Raw genomic sequence first — 19,139 nt, 5'->3', positions numbered from 1 at the left:
GGCCCGTGGTCGGCGTTGTCAGGGCCGGCCTACCGGGCCGAGCAGGGCTGCCTCCATCGACGTCGGATGCAGCATCACCCACTGCAGCCGGCCCTGGCCGACCAGCCCGACCATCTCCGGGTGGATCCGCGACAACCAGCTCTGCGCCCCGGTGAACCCCAACGTCGACGCGGCAAGCCCCGCCTCGGCCTCGGTCAACCGCTGGAACACCACCAGGTCGCTGCGGACCAACGGATCCAGATCCCAACTGCCCAGATCGCTGCGGACCACCAGGGTCGCCCGCCAGGGGGCACCGACGTCCGGCAGCGCGCCCACCGACGGGCCGACGTCGACCACCAGCAACTGCGGATGCGCCGGCGACGGCGGATCCGGCGGCCGGGTACCCGGCGGCAGGAACGACACCGACTCCCGCCCCAGCCCGCACTGGTGCGCGAACCCGTGCCAGTCCGGCTCCCGGGCCGACGCCACGAACAGGTGCGCGCCGAGCGCCAACGCCCGCAACGCCAGCAACTGCGCGCACCGCAGACCGCCGACCAGCAGCAGCCGGGTCGGTTCGGGACGGAACAGCCGTACCGACACCGCCTCGCCCTGCCGGTTACGCCCGACGACCAGGCCGTCCCCGCCGGCCCGCAGCCGCACGTCACCCAACGCCTCCGGCCCGGCGGTGTGCAGCCCGGCCGGTGGATCCATCGACAAGGGACCGGTCACGGCAGGAAACCCCCGAGTGGCAACGTGGCGGCCAGACCCTGGGCGTGCTCGCCGTCGATCCGTTCAGTCAGGCCACCGCGCTCGCGTACCGCCTCGGTCAGCGCATGGTCGCCGGCGGCCAGCGTCGCGGGGTCGGTAGCCGTCAGCCGGACCGCCGCCGACACGATTACCTCCTGGTCGCCGACCTGCGTCGGATGCGGCGGCTCCCGGGTCACCGCCACCGACACCACCGTGTCGACCATCGGCAACTGCCGCAGTACGTCGTCGAGCTGCCACGGCAGCTCCGGCCAGCGCAGCAGCCGGCGGCAGACCTGCGGCACCTGGCCACTCCACCACGCGTGCCAGGTCTCCTGCGCGGTCACCCGGTCACTGGCGGTGCCGTACACGTTGCCGGCGTCCAACCGACCCGGCAGCGCGGCGAGGTAGCCGATCGCGGTCAGTAGGTCGTCGCGCCCCAACAGCCGGGCCGGCATCCGCTCCTGCTTCAGCTGGCGCTGCACCCGCCGCAGGGCCGACACCAGCACCGGCGTCAGCACCGTGTCGGTGTAACTGTCCGGGGTCCGCATCACCTGGACCACCAGCCAGGCCCGCCGGTGCGCCGGCACGTCACCGCCGGTCAACTCCCGGTACGAACGCTCCACCAGACCCCGGCCGGCGCGCGGCGCGGCCGCCACCTGGACCAGCAGCTGCACCGCCACCGGCGGAGCCGCCGGATCGGCCGCCGGCAGCAGCGTCGCCGGCGACGGCAGGCTCAGCGCCGACCCGACGAAGAGCGAACCGTCGGCCGGGTCCAGCTCGAGTACGCCGCACAACCCACCACTGTGGCTGATCGTCGCGGCCGTCCGCCCGGCCACCTCGACCGCGCCGACCGTCGCCGGGTCGGCCACGAAGCGCAGCAGGTCCAGCGCCCGGTTGCCACCCCCGGCGGGCAGCCGCCGGGACCGCAACCGGAACCGCAGCCACACCGCCAGCCACTGGTACAGCCAGCGGCCCCGCACCCGCACGACCGTCGGTGCCACCAGCGGCACCAGGACCGCCGCGGCCAGCAGCGCCGTCATCGGCCCCCGCTGGTACGCGGCGAGCAGCGCGGTCAGCGCCAACTGCCAGTAGACGAGCTGCCCCAACGCGAACGGCCCCGTACCGGGCCGGATCCGACGTGGCCGGATGCGGCCGACCGGCGCGGCGGCAGCCGAGGCCCCGGCTGCGGCCTCGCCGAACACCGGCACCCGCGCAGCCCCGGCGGCCCGGGTCCGACCCACGGCCGCCGCCTGCGGTGCCGGTGGAGCGACACCGGCCCGCGCGGCGCCGGCCGCCGCACCCTGCCCGGAACCGGCCACCTGACCGGCGGCGCCGACCTGGCCAGCGGCGGTGCCGACGTGACCGGCGGCGGCGGTGCGCTGGCCGGCCCCGCCGAGCCGGGGCGGCGGTGCCGACCGGGGTGCCGACGTCGGTGCCGCCGCCGACTCCGGATCAGCGTGCGTGGCAGCCGGGCGCTGCTGCGGCACCCACGGCTGCCCGGACACGGCACCCCGGTACGGGTCCGGTCCGGGCGGCGGCTCAGCGGTCATCGCTCATCTGCCGGTCGCCGCCCGTACGTCGGCCTCGGTCACCGTACGCAGATCGTCCAGGCTCGGCCGCTGACCGGACTGCCGCAACCGTTGCGCCTGCGCCTTGCGTACCCCCTCGAAAAGCTTGCGGGCCTCGCGGGCGTTGCCGAAGTTCTCGTCCCGGCGTACCGCCGAGAAATGCGCAAGCAGCACCTGCGGCACCGTGTCGGCCAGCAGGTACTCGTCGGTGGCCGCCATCCGCTCGACGATCACCACCAGCTGCTGCGGCGAATAGTTGCCGAACTCGATGGTCTTGGCGAACCGGGACGCCAGACCGGGGTTGGCGTCGAGGAACTGGACCATCTCGACGGTGTAGCCGGCGGCGATCACCGCGATCTCGTCCCGATGGTCCTCCATCAGCTTCACCAAGGTGTCGATCGCCTCCTGGCCGAAGTCGCCGCCGCTGCCGAACGACCGGGACAGCGTGTACGCCTCGTCGATGAACAGCACCCCGCCCCGGGCCTGCTCGAACACGGCGGCGGTCTTCTCGGCGGTGTGCCCGAGGTACTGCCCGACCAGGTCCCGCCGCGACACCTCCCTGAACGGGCCGCCCGGCAGCACCGCCAACGCGGCCAGCAACTCGCCGTAGATCCGGGCGACCGTCGTCTTACCGGTCCCCGGCGCACCGGCGAAGATCAGATGGTGGCTGACCGCACTGACCGGCAACCCGGCCCCGCGCCGCCACTCGTTGACCTGGATCTCGTCGATCAGGGACCGGACCTCGTCCTTGACCGACTCCAGCCCGACCATCGCGTCCAACTCGGCCAGCAACTCGTCGGCGCGGGCCGTGTCCTGCCCACCGGTGTGCTGCGCGGCGGCCGCCCCGAACACGGCCCGGCGGCTCGCCGTACCGGTGACGATCGTCGGATCCGCGCCGTCGGCCACCTCGTACGCCGGGGTCGCGGTGTTCTCGGTGCTGCACTCCTCGACGCTGCCGCCGCAGCCCCGCCCGAACGACACCGCCGGACCACCGGTGTCGCGGATCCGGCAGCGGCGCATCGTCGGCGCGCTCTGGTGGGCGACCGCCACCCCGGCACCGCCGGTACCGGAGATCTCGCAGGTCTCCAACGTGGGCCGGCCGTGCTGGTAGACGTACACGCCACGGTTGCCGCAGCCACTGATGGTGGACGCCCGGATTGTCGGGGCCGCACCGATGCGGACGATCACCCCGTCCTCGGCGAGGTCGGTGAACTCGCAACCGTCCACGGTGCCGTCGGCGTCCTCGACGACCAGGCCGTGCCGGGCCCCGGCGACCGTGCAGCGGGTGAGGGCGAAACGGGAGCGGCCACCGATCGTCACACCCGCGCCGAACCCGGCGTGCAGCCGGCACCCCGACATCGTCAACTCGGCCCGGTCCACCGCCACCGCAGGCGCGTCACCGGCCCGCAGCACCAGGTCCCGCAACTCCAGCACACCGCCGTTGGCGGACACCGTCGGGTACGTACCGCTGGACGCGTCGACCGTGACCGTGCCGGGGCCCTGCGCGGCGACCACGGTGATCCGGCGGTCGTTGACGAACAGCGCCTCGTAGTAGGTGCCCGGGGCGACCGACACCACCGTGTCGTCGGTCGCCGCCGCGAGAGCGTCGCCGATCGACGGATATGCGCCGGGCCGGTCCGGACAGACAGTCAGGGTGCGCGTCATCGCTCCGGGCTTCATGCATGGCGGGACAGGGGATCCCGACGATATCTCAGCCGTCCCAACCCGGGTGTCCGGTGCACACGGCACCGGTTGTCTACCCTCTACCGTGACGCCGGTCCACCGGGGGAAGGAGAGCCGTGGCGCAGGTCCGGATGCTGCCGCTGGCTGCGGCCGCCCTGCTGGTCGACGGGCAGGTCCACACCCACACGTCGGTCCGGGGCGACGTCGCCCCGCAGCTGCACCCGCTGATCCGGCGGCTGCTGCACGAGGTGCCGGTGGCCCAGCGGGAACGCTTCGCCGGCTGGTGCGCCGAACCGGTCCTGCTCTCCGACCGGCTCTACGCCGTCGCGCAGCGCACCGGCCAGGCCGAGCTGTCCCCGGCCGCCGCCCGGGCGGCCCTGTGGGGGGCACGGCTGCGGCTCACCCTGGTCCGGGAGCCCGACGACCCGGCCCACGGCACCGCCGTCGCCCCCTGCCGTACCTGCCAGTATCTGCTCGACTGGGCCGGCGTGGAGGTGCTGCGGTGACCGCCGCCGACGAGGTCCCGCCAGGGCCTCCGCCCGAGTTTTCGCCGGAGGTGCTCGCCGTCCTGACCCGGGCCGGCTGGCAGCCGGGCCACCGGGACGCCCGGCGCGGCCGGGACTGGGCGCTGCGGGTCGCCGGCCACGTCGGCCGCGACGGCCGGCAACACGCCGTCGTCGGTCCGGCGATCGAGGCGTACGCCGACTTCGGCGGTCTGCACGTGGTGCCCGACGGCCCCGGCACGGCCGTCGCCCCCAGCACCCTGCACCTGGACCCGATGCGGGCGGTGCACACCGTGGCGACCCTCGCCACCTTCGGCGACGCCCTCGGGGTGCCGGTCAGCCCGCTCGGGGTGGAAGGCGACGGCCGAGGCATCCTCGTCGTCGACGCCCGGCAGCGGGTGTTCGTGCTCGACCACGGCGGCGACTGGTACCTGGGCGCGTCCGTGCCGCAGGCGATCACCGCACTCGTCCTCGGGCTGGCACCGCAGCGGGTCGCCGAGGACGGCACCTGGTGACCGGGCCGCTGCTGCTGCCGGTCTCCGACGACACCGCCGCCGGACGGGCACCGTTCGCCTGGCCCACCGTCGACCACGACGGTACGCCGCACGTGCTCGCCTTCACCTCGCCGCAGGCCATCGCCGACGCCCTGCCGGGCCAGTCCGTCCAGTACGTCACAGTGGAGTTCGCCGAGGTGGCCGCCAACCTGCCCGACGGCTGGTGCCTGGCCGTCGACCCCGGGTCACCGACCGCCGTGCTGCTGCCCGCCAGCGAACTGCGCGACCAGCTGTCGACGGTGGGCGGCGGCACCGCCGGCGACGTGGCGCGGGCGCTGCGGGACGCCGTCGCCGCCGAGGACCCGGACGCCCTGATGGCCGCGCTGCTGCGGGCCGAGTTCACCGTACCGCTGGCCCCGCCGGCCACCGGGGTGGTGCCAGGGCTGGCCGACCCGGATTTCCCCTGGTGGTGCGTGCCGGACGCCGACGGGAACCCGTCGGTGCCGGTCTTCACCTCACCGGCGCTGCTGCGACAGGCCCTCGACGACCCGCCGGCGACAGTGGCCGCCAGCAGCGTGCAACTCTTCGCGCACTGGCCAGACCCGGGCTGGCACCTCGCCGTCGACCCGGGCACCCCGTTCGCGGTGAGCCTGCCGGGCACGGCGGTACAGGAGGTCAGCGGCTGGCTCGACGAGGTACGCCGTACCGTCACCGGCGCGGCCGCCGGCCCCATCGAGTCCGGGTCCGACCCGCCGGACCAGGATCCGGACCTGGATCCGGACCTGCCGGTACGGATGCAGGTGGTCGTCCCGCACCGCTACCTGCAGGCGTACGTGTCGGACAACTACGACCGGGTGGCCGGCGTCGTGCACCGCTGGCACGGCCCCGGCCGGGACACCCCCCGACGGCTGTACGCCCGCCTCGCCCTGCTCGGCCCGGAGTCGCCGTTCACCGTCGACGACGAATGGGTGCCGGTGCTGCGCTGGACGCCCGGCCCGGACACGCCGCCGAGCTGGCTCGACGGCGGACCGCAACACCGGTCGCTGGTGGTGCCGGACGGGGCGCAGCTGCGGGTGCTGCACCACGACGGCGGTGACGAACTCCTGGCCAGCTACGACCGGGCGGCGCGCCGCTGGCTGCCAACGGACCAGCCGGCGGACTAGCCAACGGCCCAGCCGCGGCTACGGGCGGTGCCCCACCCAGCGGCGGGCCGGCGGGGTCTCCAACAGGATCAGGGCCAGCCCGGCCAACCCACCGACGATCATCGGCGCCACCATGGTCCTGTTGTAGTCGATCCGGCCGAGCAGCAGCAGCACGCCCGGGATCACCAGGACCAGCCCGATCGTGGCCCCGGCCGGCAGCTGCAGCATGTTCGGGCCGCCGGTCCAGACGACCCGCATCCCGCCCAGGGTCATCAGGACCAGCAGGAGGCAGATCCCGAAGATCCCCGCCGCGATGATCCACATGAGGAACGCCGCGAGTCCCTCGGCACCGAACCCGACCCGCAGGATCGCGACCCCGGCGACCAGCCAGAGGACGGCGGTCGGGAGCGCCAACAGCACCGCCGCGACGACGACCGCCGGCCGCCGGGGTGCGGCGGCAGCGGGGGCGGCAGCCGGTTCGGACACGTCGGGCACCATCGGGGGTACGTCCTCTCCATCGCCGGTCGACGGCGATGTAAACAGGTCAGCGGGGCGGTGGTCGCCAGACCGTGTCGTCATCCTCGCCGGTCGGCGGTGTCTGCGATGCCGGTCCCGCCCCTGGTGCGGTCACCGGCTGCGGCAGCGGTACGCCGGCCTCCGGCGCAGCCGGTTCCGGTACGCCGGCCGGGCCGTCCCGGGCCGCCGTACGCCGGGACCGTCGCCGCAGCCAACGGATCAAGAGGACGACCCCGGTGACCAGCGTGCCGAGGATGGTGAAGAAGATCAGCATGCCGATCGCCTCGTCCATGCCGAACGAGTAGCCCGGCTCGGGCGGTAGGTACGCGATCGGGTCCGGTGACGCGGTCGGCGACGGCTGCGGGCTGGCCCGGTCGTCCGGCTCGGTGGTGAGCGCGGCGTAAATGTCGAGGATGCCCCAGCCGAAGTCGAGGTCCTTGCCGGGCGGGCCGGCGTCGTACGCGGTGCCGACCAGGCGTTGGAAGAGCTGGCCCTGGTCCTCGTCCGGGAACCTGGACTTCAGCAGCGCGAACGCCCCCGACACCAACGCGGTGGCAGCACTGGCGCCGTCCTGCGTGTAGTAACCTCCGCCAACCTCAGCCCGGACGATGTCCTCTCCGGGCGCGGCGATGGTGGTTTCCTCTGCCCGGATCGACTCCGGGCTCAGCCCTCGGTCGCGCCCGCTACTCGTCACCGCGATGGTCCACTCGCTGCGGGCCGGCTCGCCGATGAAGATGTCGCGGCGGTTCCCGACACCGGCGACGACGATGACTCCGTGCCGGTAGGCGTCCTTGACAGCCTCCTCCAGCGTCGGGTCCGAGGAGCCGGTGAGGGACACGTTGATGATGTCGGCGCCGCTGTTGACCGCCCAGTTGATCCCGAGTGCGATCGAGCGGGGCGGGATTACGTCGGTGGTTGGGCTGGTGATCGCGACCGGCAGGATCTTCGCCTTCGGGGCGACCCCGAGCACGCCGTCGCGGCCACCCGGCCCGTGCCCGTGACCGGCGATCAGCGAGGCCATGCCGGTGCCGTGGTTGCGCCGGTCGACGTGGCCCTTGCCGTCGCCGTCGTACAGATCCGCGCCGGGCAGCACGTTGTCCTTGATGTCGGGGTGACTGGCGTCGACGCCGGTGTCGACGACGGCGACGGTGACCCCGTCGCCCTGGGTGATCTGGTGCACCTCGGCGAGTCGCATTGCCTCGACGTGCCAGGACTGGTCCCGGATATCGTCGGCCCAGGCCGGGCCGACGGGCAGCCCGGTCGCGCCGAGCGCGCCGACCACCGTGGCGGCCACCAGGGCCGTCAGACGCCGGGCGGCACCCATGGGCGGTGCACTCCTCTCCGTCGAGCGGTCGCGGAGCGACCCGACACCGTGACCGGATAATACCGCTCCAGGGCCTTTGCCCGACGATGCCCGGCCGCCGGTTGTCGTCACTGCCGGCCCAGGGTCCGGCCCTGCTCCTGCGGGGGTCGCTCGGTCGGGGCGTCGATGGTGCCGGTACCGGCCCGCTCGGTCTCCCACAGCTCGTCGTCGCCGTCACCGTGGGCCCAGGTCTGCGGCTCCTCCGAGGTGCGACCGGTGCGGCCGCGACCGCTGCCCGCCGCCGGGCCGGCACCGCGCTGACCGCCGAGCACCGGACCGGGTGCCTTGGTGCCACCGGTGCGGCTGGCCGGTGCCGCGCGGCCGGACAGTCGCGGGGCGGTCGGCGCCGTCTTGCCGGCGGCTCCGGTTGCGGGCGGCGTGGGCAGCCGGGGTGCGCCGGCCGTCGACCCGCCAGCTGGGCGCGGGCGTTGCCCGCCGAGACTGGGTGGCGGAGTGGCCGGTCGGCCGGCACCCGCGCCGGTCGGCTTGGCCGGTCGGCCGGCTGTGCTGCCCGGCAGTTGCGGTGCGGTCGGCGGGGTGCCGCGACCGGTCGGCCGGTTGGCCGGGGGAGCCGCCCGTCCACCGGTGCCCGGGCCGGTGCTGCCCGGCAGCGTCGGGCGGTTCGGAGCCGGCCCGCGCGACGCCGGATTCCCCGGCGGTGGTCCACCCGCTCCGGGCAGGGTCGGCCGTGGCGGTCCGGGTGGCCGACCGGTGTTCGGACGGTTGGCACCGGCGGGCGGCGGAGCCGGCCGGTTGACCCCCGGTGTGCCGGGGCGCGGGCCGGGTGGCGTCATGCCGGGCGGCACCACGGCAGGAGGTGGGCTCGGGGCCGGACCAGCACCGGGCGGTCCGGGGGTGGGCACCGGGGGCGGGGCGGTCGGTGGGGCGACCGTGCCGCTGGCCAGGTTCAGCCCGTCCGGCACCACCGGCGGCGGCGCGCCGGGAAGCGCGTTCGGGGCGGTGGGTGGTGCGCCTGTGCGAGCCAGTTCGTCGGGTCGCGTCGGCGGCGCACCCGGTGCCCCACCGGGCGGAACACCCGGCGGAAGCCCGGGACCACCGGGCGGCATAGTGAACGCTGGGTCGACAATTGCTGCGTCGGTCGGGCCCTTGAAAGCGGTGCCCCGGGTGATGTGGCTCAGGTACACGTCGATGTACATGTCGGCCAGCGGCTTGATGATGTCCCGGGCGCGCTCGTAGTAGTCGTCCATCACGTCTTTGCGGGTCCGACCGGTGGTCCCGGGGATCCAGTCGTAGGTGTCGGACCACTGCAGACCCTTGTCCGGGTCGGCCGCCTCCACGGTGTACTGCTCCCAGAGGCTGCGGAATTCCCGCTGGGTGGACTCGATCTTCGTGGCCAACTGCTCCAGCCCACGACGGTTGCTGTCGGCTGCCTCCTTCCACTCGTCGAGCGAGTAGAGGGTGGCACCGACCCGTTGCATGAAGTACTCACCGGCCGGGGACTGCCACCGGTCGGCCAGCGCGGTCGCGTACCGCTGCAGGTTGTTGCGGGTGCTTTCGAGCAGCACGCTGATCCGGTGCCACATTTCGGCGACGGCGACCACCCGCTCGTCGCTCTCGTTCTGGATCCAACCCCACATCGTCTCGATGGTGGTCGTTTCCTTGTCCCAGACGGTGGGTTCGTAGCGCTGGTTCGGATCCGACGCGTCGTAGGTGACGTAGTCGTTCCCGCTGTACGGGTACGGCACCGACACCGGCCGCCAACCGAAGTAGTCCCCGGACATCCTCGCTCCTTGAGGCCGCTATCCGTGCCGATCAGTGGTCCGCCGGCGGACTCTTGAGGTCATCGTGGTGCATGTCTTCGTCGTCGCCCGCGATGTCGTACGCGCCGTCGCCGTCGCCGACGGTCTCCGCCTCGTACAGGGAAAGACCCGGCTCAGCCGACTGCGGGGCGTATGCGGAGGACTCCGGCTCCGGCTCGCCGACCGCCAGGCTGGGGTCCTCGATACCGCTGCCCGGCTCCTGCCAGAGACCGCTGAGAGTGTCCTGTCCGTCGACCGCTACGAAAGCGTTGAAAATCGTCTTCTGGTCGGCTGCGGCGAGGGCGTCGCCGTCGAGGTATTCGGCGGAGATCGACTTTGCGGCGGTGGCCAACGAGGCGAGCCCTTTCGCCACCTCGCCGAGCAGCAGCGTGGCAGCCCTGCGGTTCTCGTCGTGACGGCCCTGGAAGAACCGGCCCTCGGACAGGCCGGAGCCGCCGAACGGCACCGGGATGGCGAGCATGTGGTTGATGCCGCCCTCCAGACTCGGCTGGAAGTTGAGCCGCAACTCGTCCATCACGCACTGGGCGAAGTCGTCGAGCTGCTCGATGTCGACGTTGATCGTTTCGTTGACCAACCAACTGTCGTCCGCCATGTGCTCCTCCCCCGGGTGCCGTACACGCATCGGCAACGACAAAACTATCGCGTTACCGCAACGGGTGTGAACCGTCCGTCACGTTGTGGACGGTAGGTGTAGCAACTGGACGAGGCGAGTGCCTTCCCGTCTGGTGACCAGCCAGCCCCGGCCCGGGGGCAGCGGGCCCGGCCGGACGTTGCCGAGCAGCACCCCTTCGTCGCGGTTGCCGGACATGACCAGCCCCGGGCTGCCGAGTTCGCGCAGCCGCATCAGGATCGGCTCGTACAGGGCGCGGCTCGCGCCGCCGCTGCGTCGGGCGATCACCAGGTGCAGCCCGATGTCGCGGGCCTGGGGCAGGAACTCCAGCAGCGGCAGCAGCGGGTTGCCGCCGCCGCCGGCGACCAGGTCGTAGTCGTCGACCAGCAGGTACAGATCGGGGCCGCGCCACCAGCTGCGGGCCCTTAGCTGTTCGGGGGTGACGTCCGCCGGGGGTAGCCGGTCGCGCATCACGTTGACCACTTCGGTCATCATGCCCTCGGTGACCTGGGCCGAGGTGCCGTACCCGATCTGGTGTTCCTTGCTGATGTCGCCGAGCAGGCTGCGCCGGTAGTCGACGACGATGAGCCGGGCCTGGGTCAGGTCGTTGCGGTCGGTGACGCCCCGGGCGAACGCCCGCAGGAAGCTGCTCTTGCCGGACTCGCCGTCGCCGAAGACGATGAAGTGCGGGTCGGTGCCGAGGTCGAGGTGCACCGGCTGCAGGTCGGCCTCGGCGATGGCGATCGGCACCCCGGGTCGTCCGGTGTCGGGCACGCTGTCGTACGGCACCTCGGCCGGCAGCAGCCGTACCGGTGGCGCGCCCGGCCCCTGCCAGGCGGCGGCGATGTCGGTGACGAACCGGCGGGCGCCGTCGGTGAGGGTCTCGCTGTCGGCGTCGCCGTCGGCGCGGGGCAGCGCGGCGAGGAACTGCATGCCGTCGGGGGTGATGCCCCGGCCGGGGGCCTTGTCCGGCACGTTCATCGCGGCCCGTCGGTCCAGGTGGGAGTCGCTGGCGTCGGCGAGGCGCAGCTCCAGCCGGGTGCCGAAGACGTCCCGTACGGCGGGCCGCAGGTCCATCCACCGGCTCGCGGTGATCACCAGGTGTACGCCGAACGACAGTCCCCGGTTGGCGATGTCGGTGATCGCCGGTTCCAGGTCCTCGAACTCGCCCCGTACGGCGGCCCACCCGTCGATGACCAGGAACACGTCTCCGAACGGGTCGTCGGTGTGTCCGCCGTGGCGGCGTTCCCGCCGGTAGGTGGCCATCGAGTCGATGCGGCGTTCGGCGAAGCGGCGTTCCCGCTGGGCCATCAGCAGCCGCAGTTCGGCGATGGTCCGGCGGACCTGGCCGGCGTCGAGCCGGGTGGCGACGCCGCCGACGTGCGGCAGGTCGCGCAGTGCGGTGAGTGCCCCGCTGCCCAGGTCGAGGCAGTAGATCTGCACTTCGCGCGGGGTGTGGGTGAGGGCGAGGGCGGACACGACGGTCCGCAGCAGGGTGCTCTTGCCGCTCTGTGGGCCGCCGACGATGACGGCGTGTCCGGCGGATCCGGCCAGTTCCAGCCAGAGGACGTCGCGGCGCTGTTCGAACGGTTTGTCGATGACGCCGACGGCGGCCCGTAGTTCGCCCTGCAGGGCGGGGCTGGCGGCGGTGAGGCCGCGTTCCGGGTCGGCGGCCAGCGGGGAGAGCAGCTGGTCGAGGGTCATCGGGTCGCCGAGCGGCGGCAGCCACACCTGGTGGGCCGGTTTGCCCCGGCCGGCGAGCCGGCCGACCAGGATGTCGAGCAGGCTTTCGCCGGTGGCGTCGGTCGGTTCGGGTTCGGGGGTACGGGCGGCGGTGGGCAGCCGGGGTGCGACGTACTGGGTGGTGTATTCCTGGACGCGGTCGTCGCCGTCGCCGGCGGCGACCGCTTCGGCGGTTTTGCTGCGGTACGTGCCGGAGACGTACGCGGCCCGGAACCGGACCAGCGGTTCGGTGCCGAAGCGCAGGTAGCCGTGGCCGGGGGAGCGGGGCAGTTCGTAGGCGTCGGTGGCGCCGAGGACGACCCGGCTCTCCATGGCGGAGAAGGTCCGCAGGCCGATCCGGTACGACAGGTGGGTGTCCAGGCCGCGTAGCCGGCCCTCCTCGAGCCGCTGTGAGGCGAGCAGCAGGTGCACGCTCAACGACCGGCCGACGCGTCCGATCTGGACGAACATGTCGATGAAGTCGGGTTTGGCGGTCAGCAGCTCGGAGAACTCGTCACAGATGATCAGCAGCGCCGGCATCGGGTCCAGTGGCGCGCCGGCCGCCCGCGCCTTCTCGTAGTCGCGCTGCGAGGCGTAGTTGCCGGCCGAGCGGAGCAGCTCCTGGCGGCGGACCAGTTCGCCGTTGATGGCGTCGGTCATCCGGTCGACCAGCGGCAGCTCGTCGGAGAGGTTCGTGATCACCGCGCTGGTGTGTGGCAGTTTGTCCAGCCGGGTGAACGTCGCACCACCCTTGAAGTCGATCAGTACGAAGTTCAACGTCTCCGACGAGTGCGTGGCGGCCAGGGCCAGCACCAGCGTCCGCAGCAGCTCCGACTTGCCGGAACCGGTCGCGCCGATCAGCAGGCCGTGCGGGCCCATCCCGTCCTGCGCGGACTCCTTCAGGTCCAGCTCGACCGGCGTACCGTCGGGGGTCAGCCCGAGCGGCACCCGCAGCCGGTCCCGGTTGGGCCGGGGCGTCCAGGCCCGGTCCACGTCGAACTCGTACGGGTCTCCCAGGTCGAGCAGGTCGGCCAGGTCCTGCTCCTGGTGCAGCGGCTGTTCGCCCCGGGACGCGGCGGACAGCCGCAGCGGCGCCAGTTGCATCGCCAACGCCTCGGCCTCGGCGACGGCGCAGCTGTCGGCGGTGCCGATCGCGACCCGCCCGTCCAGGGTCACGCTGGTCATCGCCCCGTCGGCGGCCAGCTCCAGCAGCAGCCGCGCCCGGTCCAGTACGCGCGGCGGCGGCTCGGACAGGTCGAGGATCGTCACCCCTTCGACCCCGCCCTCGGTCATCAGGTGGTCGGACCCGGCCGGGTCGCCGCCGTCGATGACGACCAGCAGGTGCGGGCCGGGTGCGGCCGTACCGCCACCGGAGACGTTGAACCGGGGCCGGTTGGCCAGCACGTCGTCGAGCATCGCCTCCAGCCCGGTCACCGTCGGTGACACCAGCCGCAACGCCCCCATCGCGTCGGTACGGGTCGGGTGCAGCGCGTGCGGCAGCCACTTGGTCCACTCCCACTGGTCCCGCCGGGCCGGTGCCGCGCAGACCGCCACCAGCACGTCGTCCGGGGCGTGGAACGCGGCGGCCTGGCAGATCACCGCCCGTACCAGGCTGCGGGCGGCGTCGGCGTCGCCGCGCAGGTGCACCCGGGCGAAGCCGCGCAACGCCATGTCGACCGGCAGGTCCGGCACCGAGGCGTAGGTGGTGAGGAAGCGGCGCAGCGCCAGCGCGCACATCGGCTCCAGCTTCTCCAGCGCCGTCGGCGGCGGCGGGACCAGCGGCGTCGCCAGCTCCTGCGGCCCCAGACCCACCCGTACGGTGGCGAAGTCGGCGTCACCACGACGGCGCTCCCACAGCCGGGGGCCGACCGGCACCGACCACAGCGCCTGCGGGTCGGGGTGCCGGTAGAACGCGGCCTCCCGCTGCTGGCGGACGGTCCGCAGCACCCGGCGGCGTTGCCGCGACAGGTGCGCCATGTACTCGCGGCGGCGCTGCGCCATCTCCTGTTTGCTCGGCCCGCCGGCCTGGCCGGTCAGTTGGGAGGCGAGCATGCCGAGCGCGGAGAGTCCGAACAGGCCACCGGCGACGTAGCTCAGCGTCGAACCGCCCCGGCCGGCGTACATCAGGGCCATCGCCACCGAGCCGGCCAGCATCGGCAGCAGCATCATCAGCTGCCCCCAGGACCGGCCGGTCGGGGCCGGCAGCTCCGGTGGCGCGTCGAGCAGCACCTCCCCGGACGGGTACTCCGGCTCCGGCTGGCGCGTCGGACGCCGAATCACGACCGTACCCACGGATCGACCCTCCCCGTCGTCGTCACACCCGGCTGCCGTCGCACTACCGGCACCGATGGCACCGGCACATGGTAGGTAGCCTTCTCGAGTCAGGACAGCCCGCGGCATCGACGAGGAGTCAGCAGTGGTCACCCAGGCCGGAACCGGACTCGCCCGGATCGCCGTCGTGGCACCGACCCGACGGATCGATCTGGCCCTGCCCGAGCACCTTCCGCTGGTCGGTCTGCTGCCGGCGGTGCTGCGCCACGCCGAAGAGGACCCTTCCGACGGTACGGCCGACGGCGGCTGGGCGCTGCGCCGTACCGACGGCTCCACTCTCGACCTGACCCGTACCCTCGCCGCCCAGCAGGTCCGCGACGGCGAGACCCTGCACCTGCTGCCCCGCCGGACCGACTGGCCGGAGCTGGCCTACGACGACCTGATGGAGGCGGTCGCGGCCGGTGCCCGCCGCCGGGGCCGGCCGTGGACCCCGGGCGCGACCCGGGCGACCGGGCTGCTGGTCACCGCCGTACTGCTGCTGCTGGCCCTGGTCGCGGTGGTGACCGCCGGCGAGGTCGGGCTGCTCGTCGGGCTGGCCCTGCTCGGTACGGCCGCCGTCCTGGTCGCCGTCGGCACGGTGCTGTCCCGGGCGATGGCCGATTCACTGGCCGGCGCGGTGCTGACGGCGGTGGCCCTGCCGTACGCGTTCCTCGGTGGCGCGGTGGCGTTGGCCGACGGTGCCCGGATCACCGCGCTGGGGGCGCCGCACGTGCTGGCCGGTGCGGCGGCGCTGGCGTTGACCGGCCTGCTCGGCATGCTCGCCGTCGGCGACGCCGGCCGGGTGTTCGTCGCGGCCATGTTCACCGGCGTCGGCGGGGTGCTCGGCGCGGCCCTGGCGGTCGGCCCGCTGGACGCGCCGAAGGCCGCGGCCGTCGTGGTCAGCCTGGTCACGTTGCTGCTGCCGGCGATGCCGCTGATCTCGGTACGGGCCGGCAAGCTGCCGATGCCGTCGTTGCCGCGTACCCCGGAGGACCTGGTCCGCGACGATCCGCAGCCGGACCGGGCGCAGATCTACCAGGCGACGGCGCGCGCCGACGAGGTGCTGACCGGGTTGATGTTCGGTGCGGCGGCGACCGCCACCGCCGCCCTGGCGGTGCTCACCGACGCGGCGTCGGTCGGCGCGTTGCTGCTGGTCGCGGTGGTGGCCGCGGGTTTCCTGCTGCGGGCCCGGCTGGTGCCGACCGTCCGGCACCGGGTGCCGCTGCTGGTCGGCGGGCTGGCCGGCGTCGCCCTGCTGGTGCTGGTCGGCGCGGCCGACGTGCCGACCGGGGTACGGGTCGCGCTGCTGCCGGCGGTGCTGCTGGTGGTGGCCCTGGTGGTGGCGGCCGGGATGGTCTACAGCCGGCGGCCGCCGGCACCCCGGTTGGCCCGCCTCGGTGACGGGCTCGACGTGGTGCTGCAGCTGGCGGTGGTGCCGGTGGCCTGCGCCGTGCTCGGCCTCTACGGCTTCATGCGGGCGATCAACGGCTGACCGGCCACCGCCGTCCCCTGGCCGACGGCTGACCGGCCACTGCCGTCCCTGGCCGACGGCTGACCGTCAGTCCTGCGGCGACAGCTGGTCGGGCCGCAGCGGCGGAAACGGCCCGCCCCGGATCAGCCGGGTCAACGCCGTGTCGACGCTGCCGGCGACGAACTGGTAGCCGGCCCAGTGCAGCAGGAACACCCGGCCGGCGGCGTCGACGACCAGCTCCGACGGCCCGTCGGAGTTGCCGCCGAGCGGGAACACCGGGTGGTCGTACTCGTCGACGAAGACCCGGGCCTCCTCGGTGACCAGTCCGCTGCGCACCGGGTGCAGGAACGTCGGGAAGCCGGCGTCGGCCGTACCGTCGCTGCCGAACTGCGGCACCGTCAGGCCGCCGAACTCGACCAGGGCGGCCCGCGCGGCCGGGCTCATCACCAGGCCGTCGAGTTCACCGGCCCACCGGGTCGCCCACTGGTCGACCATCGCGGTGACGTCACGGCCGGCGAACCAGCCGGCGGCGGTCAGCACGTGGTGCACGTCCGGCGGGAACCGGTGGTCGGCGGAGCGTTCGGCGGCGTACCGGGCGGCGACGGTCGCCACCGGAAGCGGCGGCCACTGGCTGACCACGCCGGACTGCCGGTCGACGACGATGCGCGCCGACCCGCTGGTCGCCGGCGGCGCGGGTGGCCCCGCCGGTTCGGCGCGGTCGTGGCTGCCGGTGTCCCCGGTCGGGACCAGCCAGGCCACGTACCCCTGGTCGAACTCGTACAGGCCGATCTCGGCCGCCGGGTCCGCGCCGTGCGTCGTCGCCCAGTCGCGGGCCAGCGCGAGCGCCTCGTCGCGTCCGATCATCGATGCCCCTTCGCCGCCGGGGGTCGGACCCCGGGGTACGTCGTGGTAGCCGGAGCCTATGGTAGGCAGCACGCTGCGTGGTGGGGATACGCGGCACCGGCGGTCGGGAGGTGGCCAGGGATGCCGTCGCGGCGCGACCAGGTCCAGTCGTACCAGTTCTTCGTCCAGCGGATGACGTCCGCGCTGGTCGCCCGGGATCCGGATCCGGTCGCGGCACCGTTCGGCCGGCTCGGCGCGGCGGGTCTGGGTGGGATCATGGTCGCCGTGCTCTGCCTCGGCGCGGTCGGCATCTTCGGCTTCGTCGTCCCCGGTGGAGCGACCGGCTGGCAGGACGGCGACGCGGTGATCCAGGAGAAGGAGACCGGCACCCGGTACCTCTACCGCGACGGCCACCTGCACCCGGTGGTGAACTACACGTCGGCGCTGCTGGCGTTGGAACGCTTCGCGCCGCTGACCCGGGTCTCCCGCAACTCGCTGGACGTGGCGCCGCGCGGGGCGCGGATCGGCATCCCGGACGCCCCGGACGCCCTGCCTGCGGCGGACCGGCTGCTGACCGGCGGCTGGACGCTGTGTTCCCAGGTGGTGCGGGACCAGGCCGGCGAGGCGACGACCCGGACGGTGTTGACGGTCGGCCGGCCCCCGGTCGGCGGCCGGTCCGCCGGTGCCGGGGCGCTGCTGGTCCGTGACGCCGACAGCGGCCGGTTGCACCTGATCTGGCGCGACCAGCGGCACGAGCTGGCCGACCCGGACATCGTCCTGGAGGGGCTGACCCTGCGGTCCGAGCCGATCGTGCTGGTCGGTGGTGCGTGGCTGAACGCGTTGCCGGCCGGGGAGCCGATCGGCAGCCGGGCGGTGGCCGGCCGGGGGGAGTCGTCGACGGCGCTGCCGGACGCGGTCACCGGCGAGATCTACGCGGTGCAGAACCAGGCCGGCGACCGGCAGTACTACCTGGCGGAACGGGCGCGGCTGCTGCCGTTGACCGAACTGCAGGCGGAGGTGCTGCTGGCCGATCCCGCGACCCGGGAGGCGTACGACGGGGAGCAGCCGGTGGTGCGTACCGCCGCTGCGGCGGCCGTGGTCGCCGCGCCCCGGGCCGAGCGTGCGGCGCAGACCGCCGCCGCCGCGCCGGAACGTCGGCCGGAGATCGTCCGGCTCACCGACGGCCAGCAGAGTGTCTGCGCCGGGTACGCCCCGGACCGCCACGAGCCGCAGGTGCTGCTCGACGCGCAGGTCGAATCGGTGGAGCAGTCACTGGTCACGCCGTCGCGGACCGCCGACGGGGTGCCGCTGGCCGACCTGGTGGTGATCGCGCCGGGGCACGGTGCGCTGGTGGAGGCGCTGCCCAGCCCGGACGCCCCCGCCGGGACGCTGACCCTGGTCACCGACCTCGGCATCCGGTATCCGCTGGCGGACCGGGCGGTGGCCGCGATGCTCGGCTATCCGCAGGCGGCGCCGGTGCGGTTGCCGACCAGCCTGGTGGTGCGGCTGCCGGCCGGGCCGACCCTGGATCCGGTCGCGGCGAAGCAGCCGGCCTGAGCCACTACAGTGGATCTTCAATTCCGGTACGGTGAGTGTCGGACGGGCGGCAACGGTCTGGCGCCACTGGACATCAGCAACTACCGTTTCCGTTGACAGATGGTGCGTCGGCGCACCATGCGGCACCGCCCCTTCGAATTCGGGGCATCGCACCAGAGGACGGGGTGAAACTCCACCATGAGCGGCGGGATGAACACCAATACCGGTCTGATGGTCCAGACCGAGAAGGACGTCGACGGCGTCGCGGACCGGCTGACCTCGAACCTGAATCGGCTGATGGATCAGCTCATGCCTCTCTACGACCAGTGGAAGGGCATCGGTGCCGGCTCGTTCCAGCAGGTGCGCGAGTCGTTCGACCAGGACATGGCGCGGCTGAACGTCGCGTTGCGGTCGATCGCAGAAGCCGTCGGCTCGGCCGGTAAGGACTACGAAGTCAGCGACGAAGAGATCAAGTCCGAGATGGATTCGGCCGGCGCCTCCGCCGGTCAGATCACCGCCGCGCTGAAGCTCTGACCGGGGGGACCGAGATGGATATTCGCTACGACTTCGCCGCGTTGAACGGTGCCGCCGACAACTGCGGCGCGGCGGCCAAGAACATGATGGCCGAGCTCGACGGGCTCAAGACCGGCATTCAGCCGCTGGTGGCCACCTGGGAAGGCTCCGCGCAGACCGCGTACCTGGCCCGGCAGACCGAGTGGGAGTCGGCGGCGACCGACCTCAACGACCTGCTCACCCGGATCGAGAAGGCGTTGCGTGAGGCGGCTGTCCGGATGCAGGCCCGCGAGGCGGCCAACCGCGCCAAGTTCGAGTGACCCGTACGGTGACCGGGCCGGACCCCTTGCGCGCCCGG

At 73.5% G+C, this 19,139-nt stretch carries 16 protein-coding genes; 7 read left to right on the top strand and 9 right to left on the bottom strand.

What is annotated here, in order from left to right:
• Positions 1–18: 18 nt before the first annotated feature.
• The 3 genes from ACN28F_RS14935 to ACN28F_RS14925 are packed head-to-tail and all read right to left on the bottom strand — an operon-like array spanning position 19 to position 3,959.
• A complete protein-coding gene (locus ACN28F_RS14935; protein WP_289208572.1) occupies positions 19–708 on the bottom strand; it encodes a hypothetical protein in 690 nt (229 codons plus the stop codon).
• Entirely contained in the window at positions 705–2,276 is a 1,572-nt protein-coding gene (eccE, locus tag ACN28F_RS14930) for a type VII secretion protein EccE (protein WP_289208571.1), read from the bottom strand. Before eccE ends, ACN28F_RS14935 begins: the two co-directional genes overlap by 4 nt.
• A gap of 3 nt (positions 2,277–2,279) precedes the next feature.
• Positions 2,280–3,959: a right-handed parallel beta-helix repeat-containing protein gene (locus ACN28F_RS14925; RefSeq protein WP_289208570.1), complete on the bottom strand. Its 1,680-nt coding sequence runs from the start codon at positions 3,957–3,959 to the stop codon at positions 2,280–2,282.
• Between the two features lie 134 nt (positions 3,960–4,093).
• Here ACN28F_RS14925 and ACN28F_RS14920 point away from each other — a divergent pair, with 134 nt between their 5' ends.
• The 3 genes from ACN28F_RS14920 to ACN28F_RS14910 are packed head-to-tail and all read left to right on the top strand — an operon-like array spanning position 4,094 to position 6,137.
• Positions 4,094–4,483 carry a YwqJ-related putative deaminase gene (locus ACN28F_RS14920; RefSeq protein WP_421358277.1) on the top strand — a complete coding sequence of 130 codons (390 nt, stop codon included), beginning with the start codon at positions 4,094–4,096 and terminating at the stop codon, positions 4,481–4,483.
• Positions 4,480–4,995 (top strand): SUKH-3 domain-containing protein, encoded by a 516-nt coding sequence (locus tag ACN28F_RS14915; RefSeq protein WP_421358276.1) that lies wholly within the window; start codon positions 4,480–4,482, stop codon positions 4,993–4,995. Before ACN28F_RS14920 ends, ACN28F_RS14915 begins: the two co-directional genes overlap by 4 nt.
• Positions 4,992–6,137 (top strand): SseB family protein, encoded by a 1,146-nt coding sequence (locus ACN28F_RS14910; protein WP_421358274.1) that lies wholly within the window; start codon positions 4,992–4,994, stop codon positions 6,135–6,137. The genes ACN28F_RS14915 and ACN28F_RS14910 overlap by 4 nt, the downstream gene beginning before the upstream one ends.
• Positions 6,138–6,155: 18 nt before the next feature.
• On the opposite strand, the gene ACN28F_RS14905 is transcribed toward ACN28F_RS14910, so the two are convergent.
• The 5 genes from ACN28F_RS14905 to eccCa all read right to left on the bottom strand — a co-directional run bounded on the left by ACN28F_RS14905 (position 6,156) and on the right by eccCa (position 14,400).
• Positions 6,156–6,602 (bottom strand): hypothetical protein, encoded by a 447-nt coding sequence (locus ACN28F_RS14905; RefSeq protein WP_421358272.1) that lies wholly within the window; start codon positions 6,600–6,602, stop codon positions 6,156–6,158.
• A 58-nt stretch (positions 6,603–6,660) separates the two neighbouring features.
• Positions 6,661–7,956, bottom strand: a complete 1,296-nt coding sequence (locus ACN28F_RS14900; RefSeq protein ID WP_421358270.1) for a S8 family serine peptidase — start codon at positions 7,954–7,956, stop codon at positions 6,661–6,663.
• A 107-nt stretch (positions 7,957–8,063) separates the two neighbouring features.
• The gene (locus ACN28F_RS14895; RefSeq protein ID WP_421358268.1) at positions 8,064–9,737 is read right to left on the bottom strand and encodes a hypothetical protein; all 1,674 of its coding nucleotides are present in this window, start codon (positions 9,735–9,737) and stop codon (positions 8,064–8,066) included.
• A 31-nt stretch (positions 9,738–9,768) separates the two neighbouring features.
• On the bottom strand, positions 9,769–10,368 hold the full coding sequence (locus ACN28F_RS14890; RefSeq protein WP_421358266.1) for a hypothetical protein: 600 nt from the start codon (positions 10,366–10,368) through the stop codon (positions 9,769–9,771).
• 78 nt (positions 10,369–10,446) lie between these two features.
• Positions 10,447–14,400, bottom strand: a complete 3,954-nt coding sequence (eccCa, locus tag ACN28F_RS14885; RefSeq protein WP_421358264.1) for a type VII secretion protein EccCa — start codon at positions 14,398–14,400, stop codon at positions 10,447–10,449.
• Between the two features lie 124 nt (positions 14,401–14,524).
• Here eccCa and eccD point away from each other — a divergent pair, with 124 nt between their 5' ends.
• Positions 14,525–15,910, top strand: coding sequence for a type VII secretion integral membrane protein EccD (gene eccD / locus ACN28F_RS14880; protein WP_421358263.1), 1,386 nt, complete (start codon positions 14,525–14,527; stop codon positions 15,908–15,910).
• 66 nt (positions 15,911–15,976) lie between these two features.
• Here the strand turns inward: eccD and ACN28F_RS14875 are convergent, their stop codons facing one another.
• Positions 15,977–16,753 (bottom strand): SUKH-3 domain-containing protein, encoded by a 777-nt coding sequence (locus ACN28F_RS14875; RefSeq protein WP_421358262.1) that lies wholly within the window; start codon positions 16,751–16,753, stop codon positions 15,977–15,979.
• Between the two features lie 120 nt (positions 16,754–16,873).
• Here ACN28F_RS14875 and eccB point away from each other — a divergent pair, with 120 nt between their 5' ends.
• The 3 genes from eccB to ACN28F_RS14860 all read left to right on the top strand — a co-directional run bounded on the left by eccB (position 16,874) and on the right by ACN28F_RS14860 (position 19,101).
• On the top strand, positions 16,874–18,289 hold the full coding sequence (gene eccB / locus ACN28F_RS14870; protein ID WP_421358260.1) for a type VII secretion protein EccB: 1,416 nt from the start codon (positions 16,874–16,876) through the stop codon (positions 18,287–18,289).
• A 177-nt stretch (positions 18,290–18,466) separates the two neighbouring features.
• A complete protein-coding gene (locus tag ACN28F_RS14865) occupies positions 18,467–18,802 on the top strand; it encodes a WXG100 family type VII secretion target (protein ID WP_289208558.1) in 336 nt (111 codons plus the stop codon).
• Positions 18,803–18,816: 14 nt separating this feature from the next.
• The gene (locus ACN28F_RS14860; RefSeq protein ID WP_289208557.1) at positions 18,817–19,101 is read left to right on the top strand and encodes a WXG100 family type VII secretion target; all 285 of its coding nucleotides are present in this window, start codon (positions 18,817–18,819) and stop codon (positions 19,099–19,101) included.
• Positions 19,102–19,139 lie beyond the last annotated feature (38 nt).

This window comes from Solwaraspora sp. WMMA2101 (genome assembly GCF_049179175.1).
GTDB lineage: Bacteria > Actinomycetota > Actinomycetes > Mycobacteriales > Micromonosporaceae > Micromonospora_E.
Note: the sequence above shows the minus strand (reverse complement) of the source record. Positions and strands in the feature narration are given on the sequence as shown.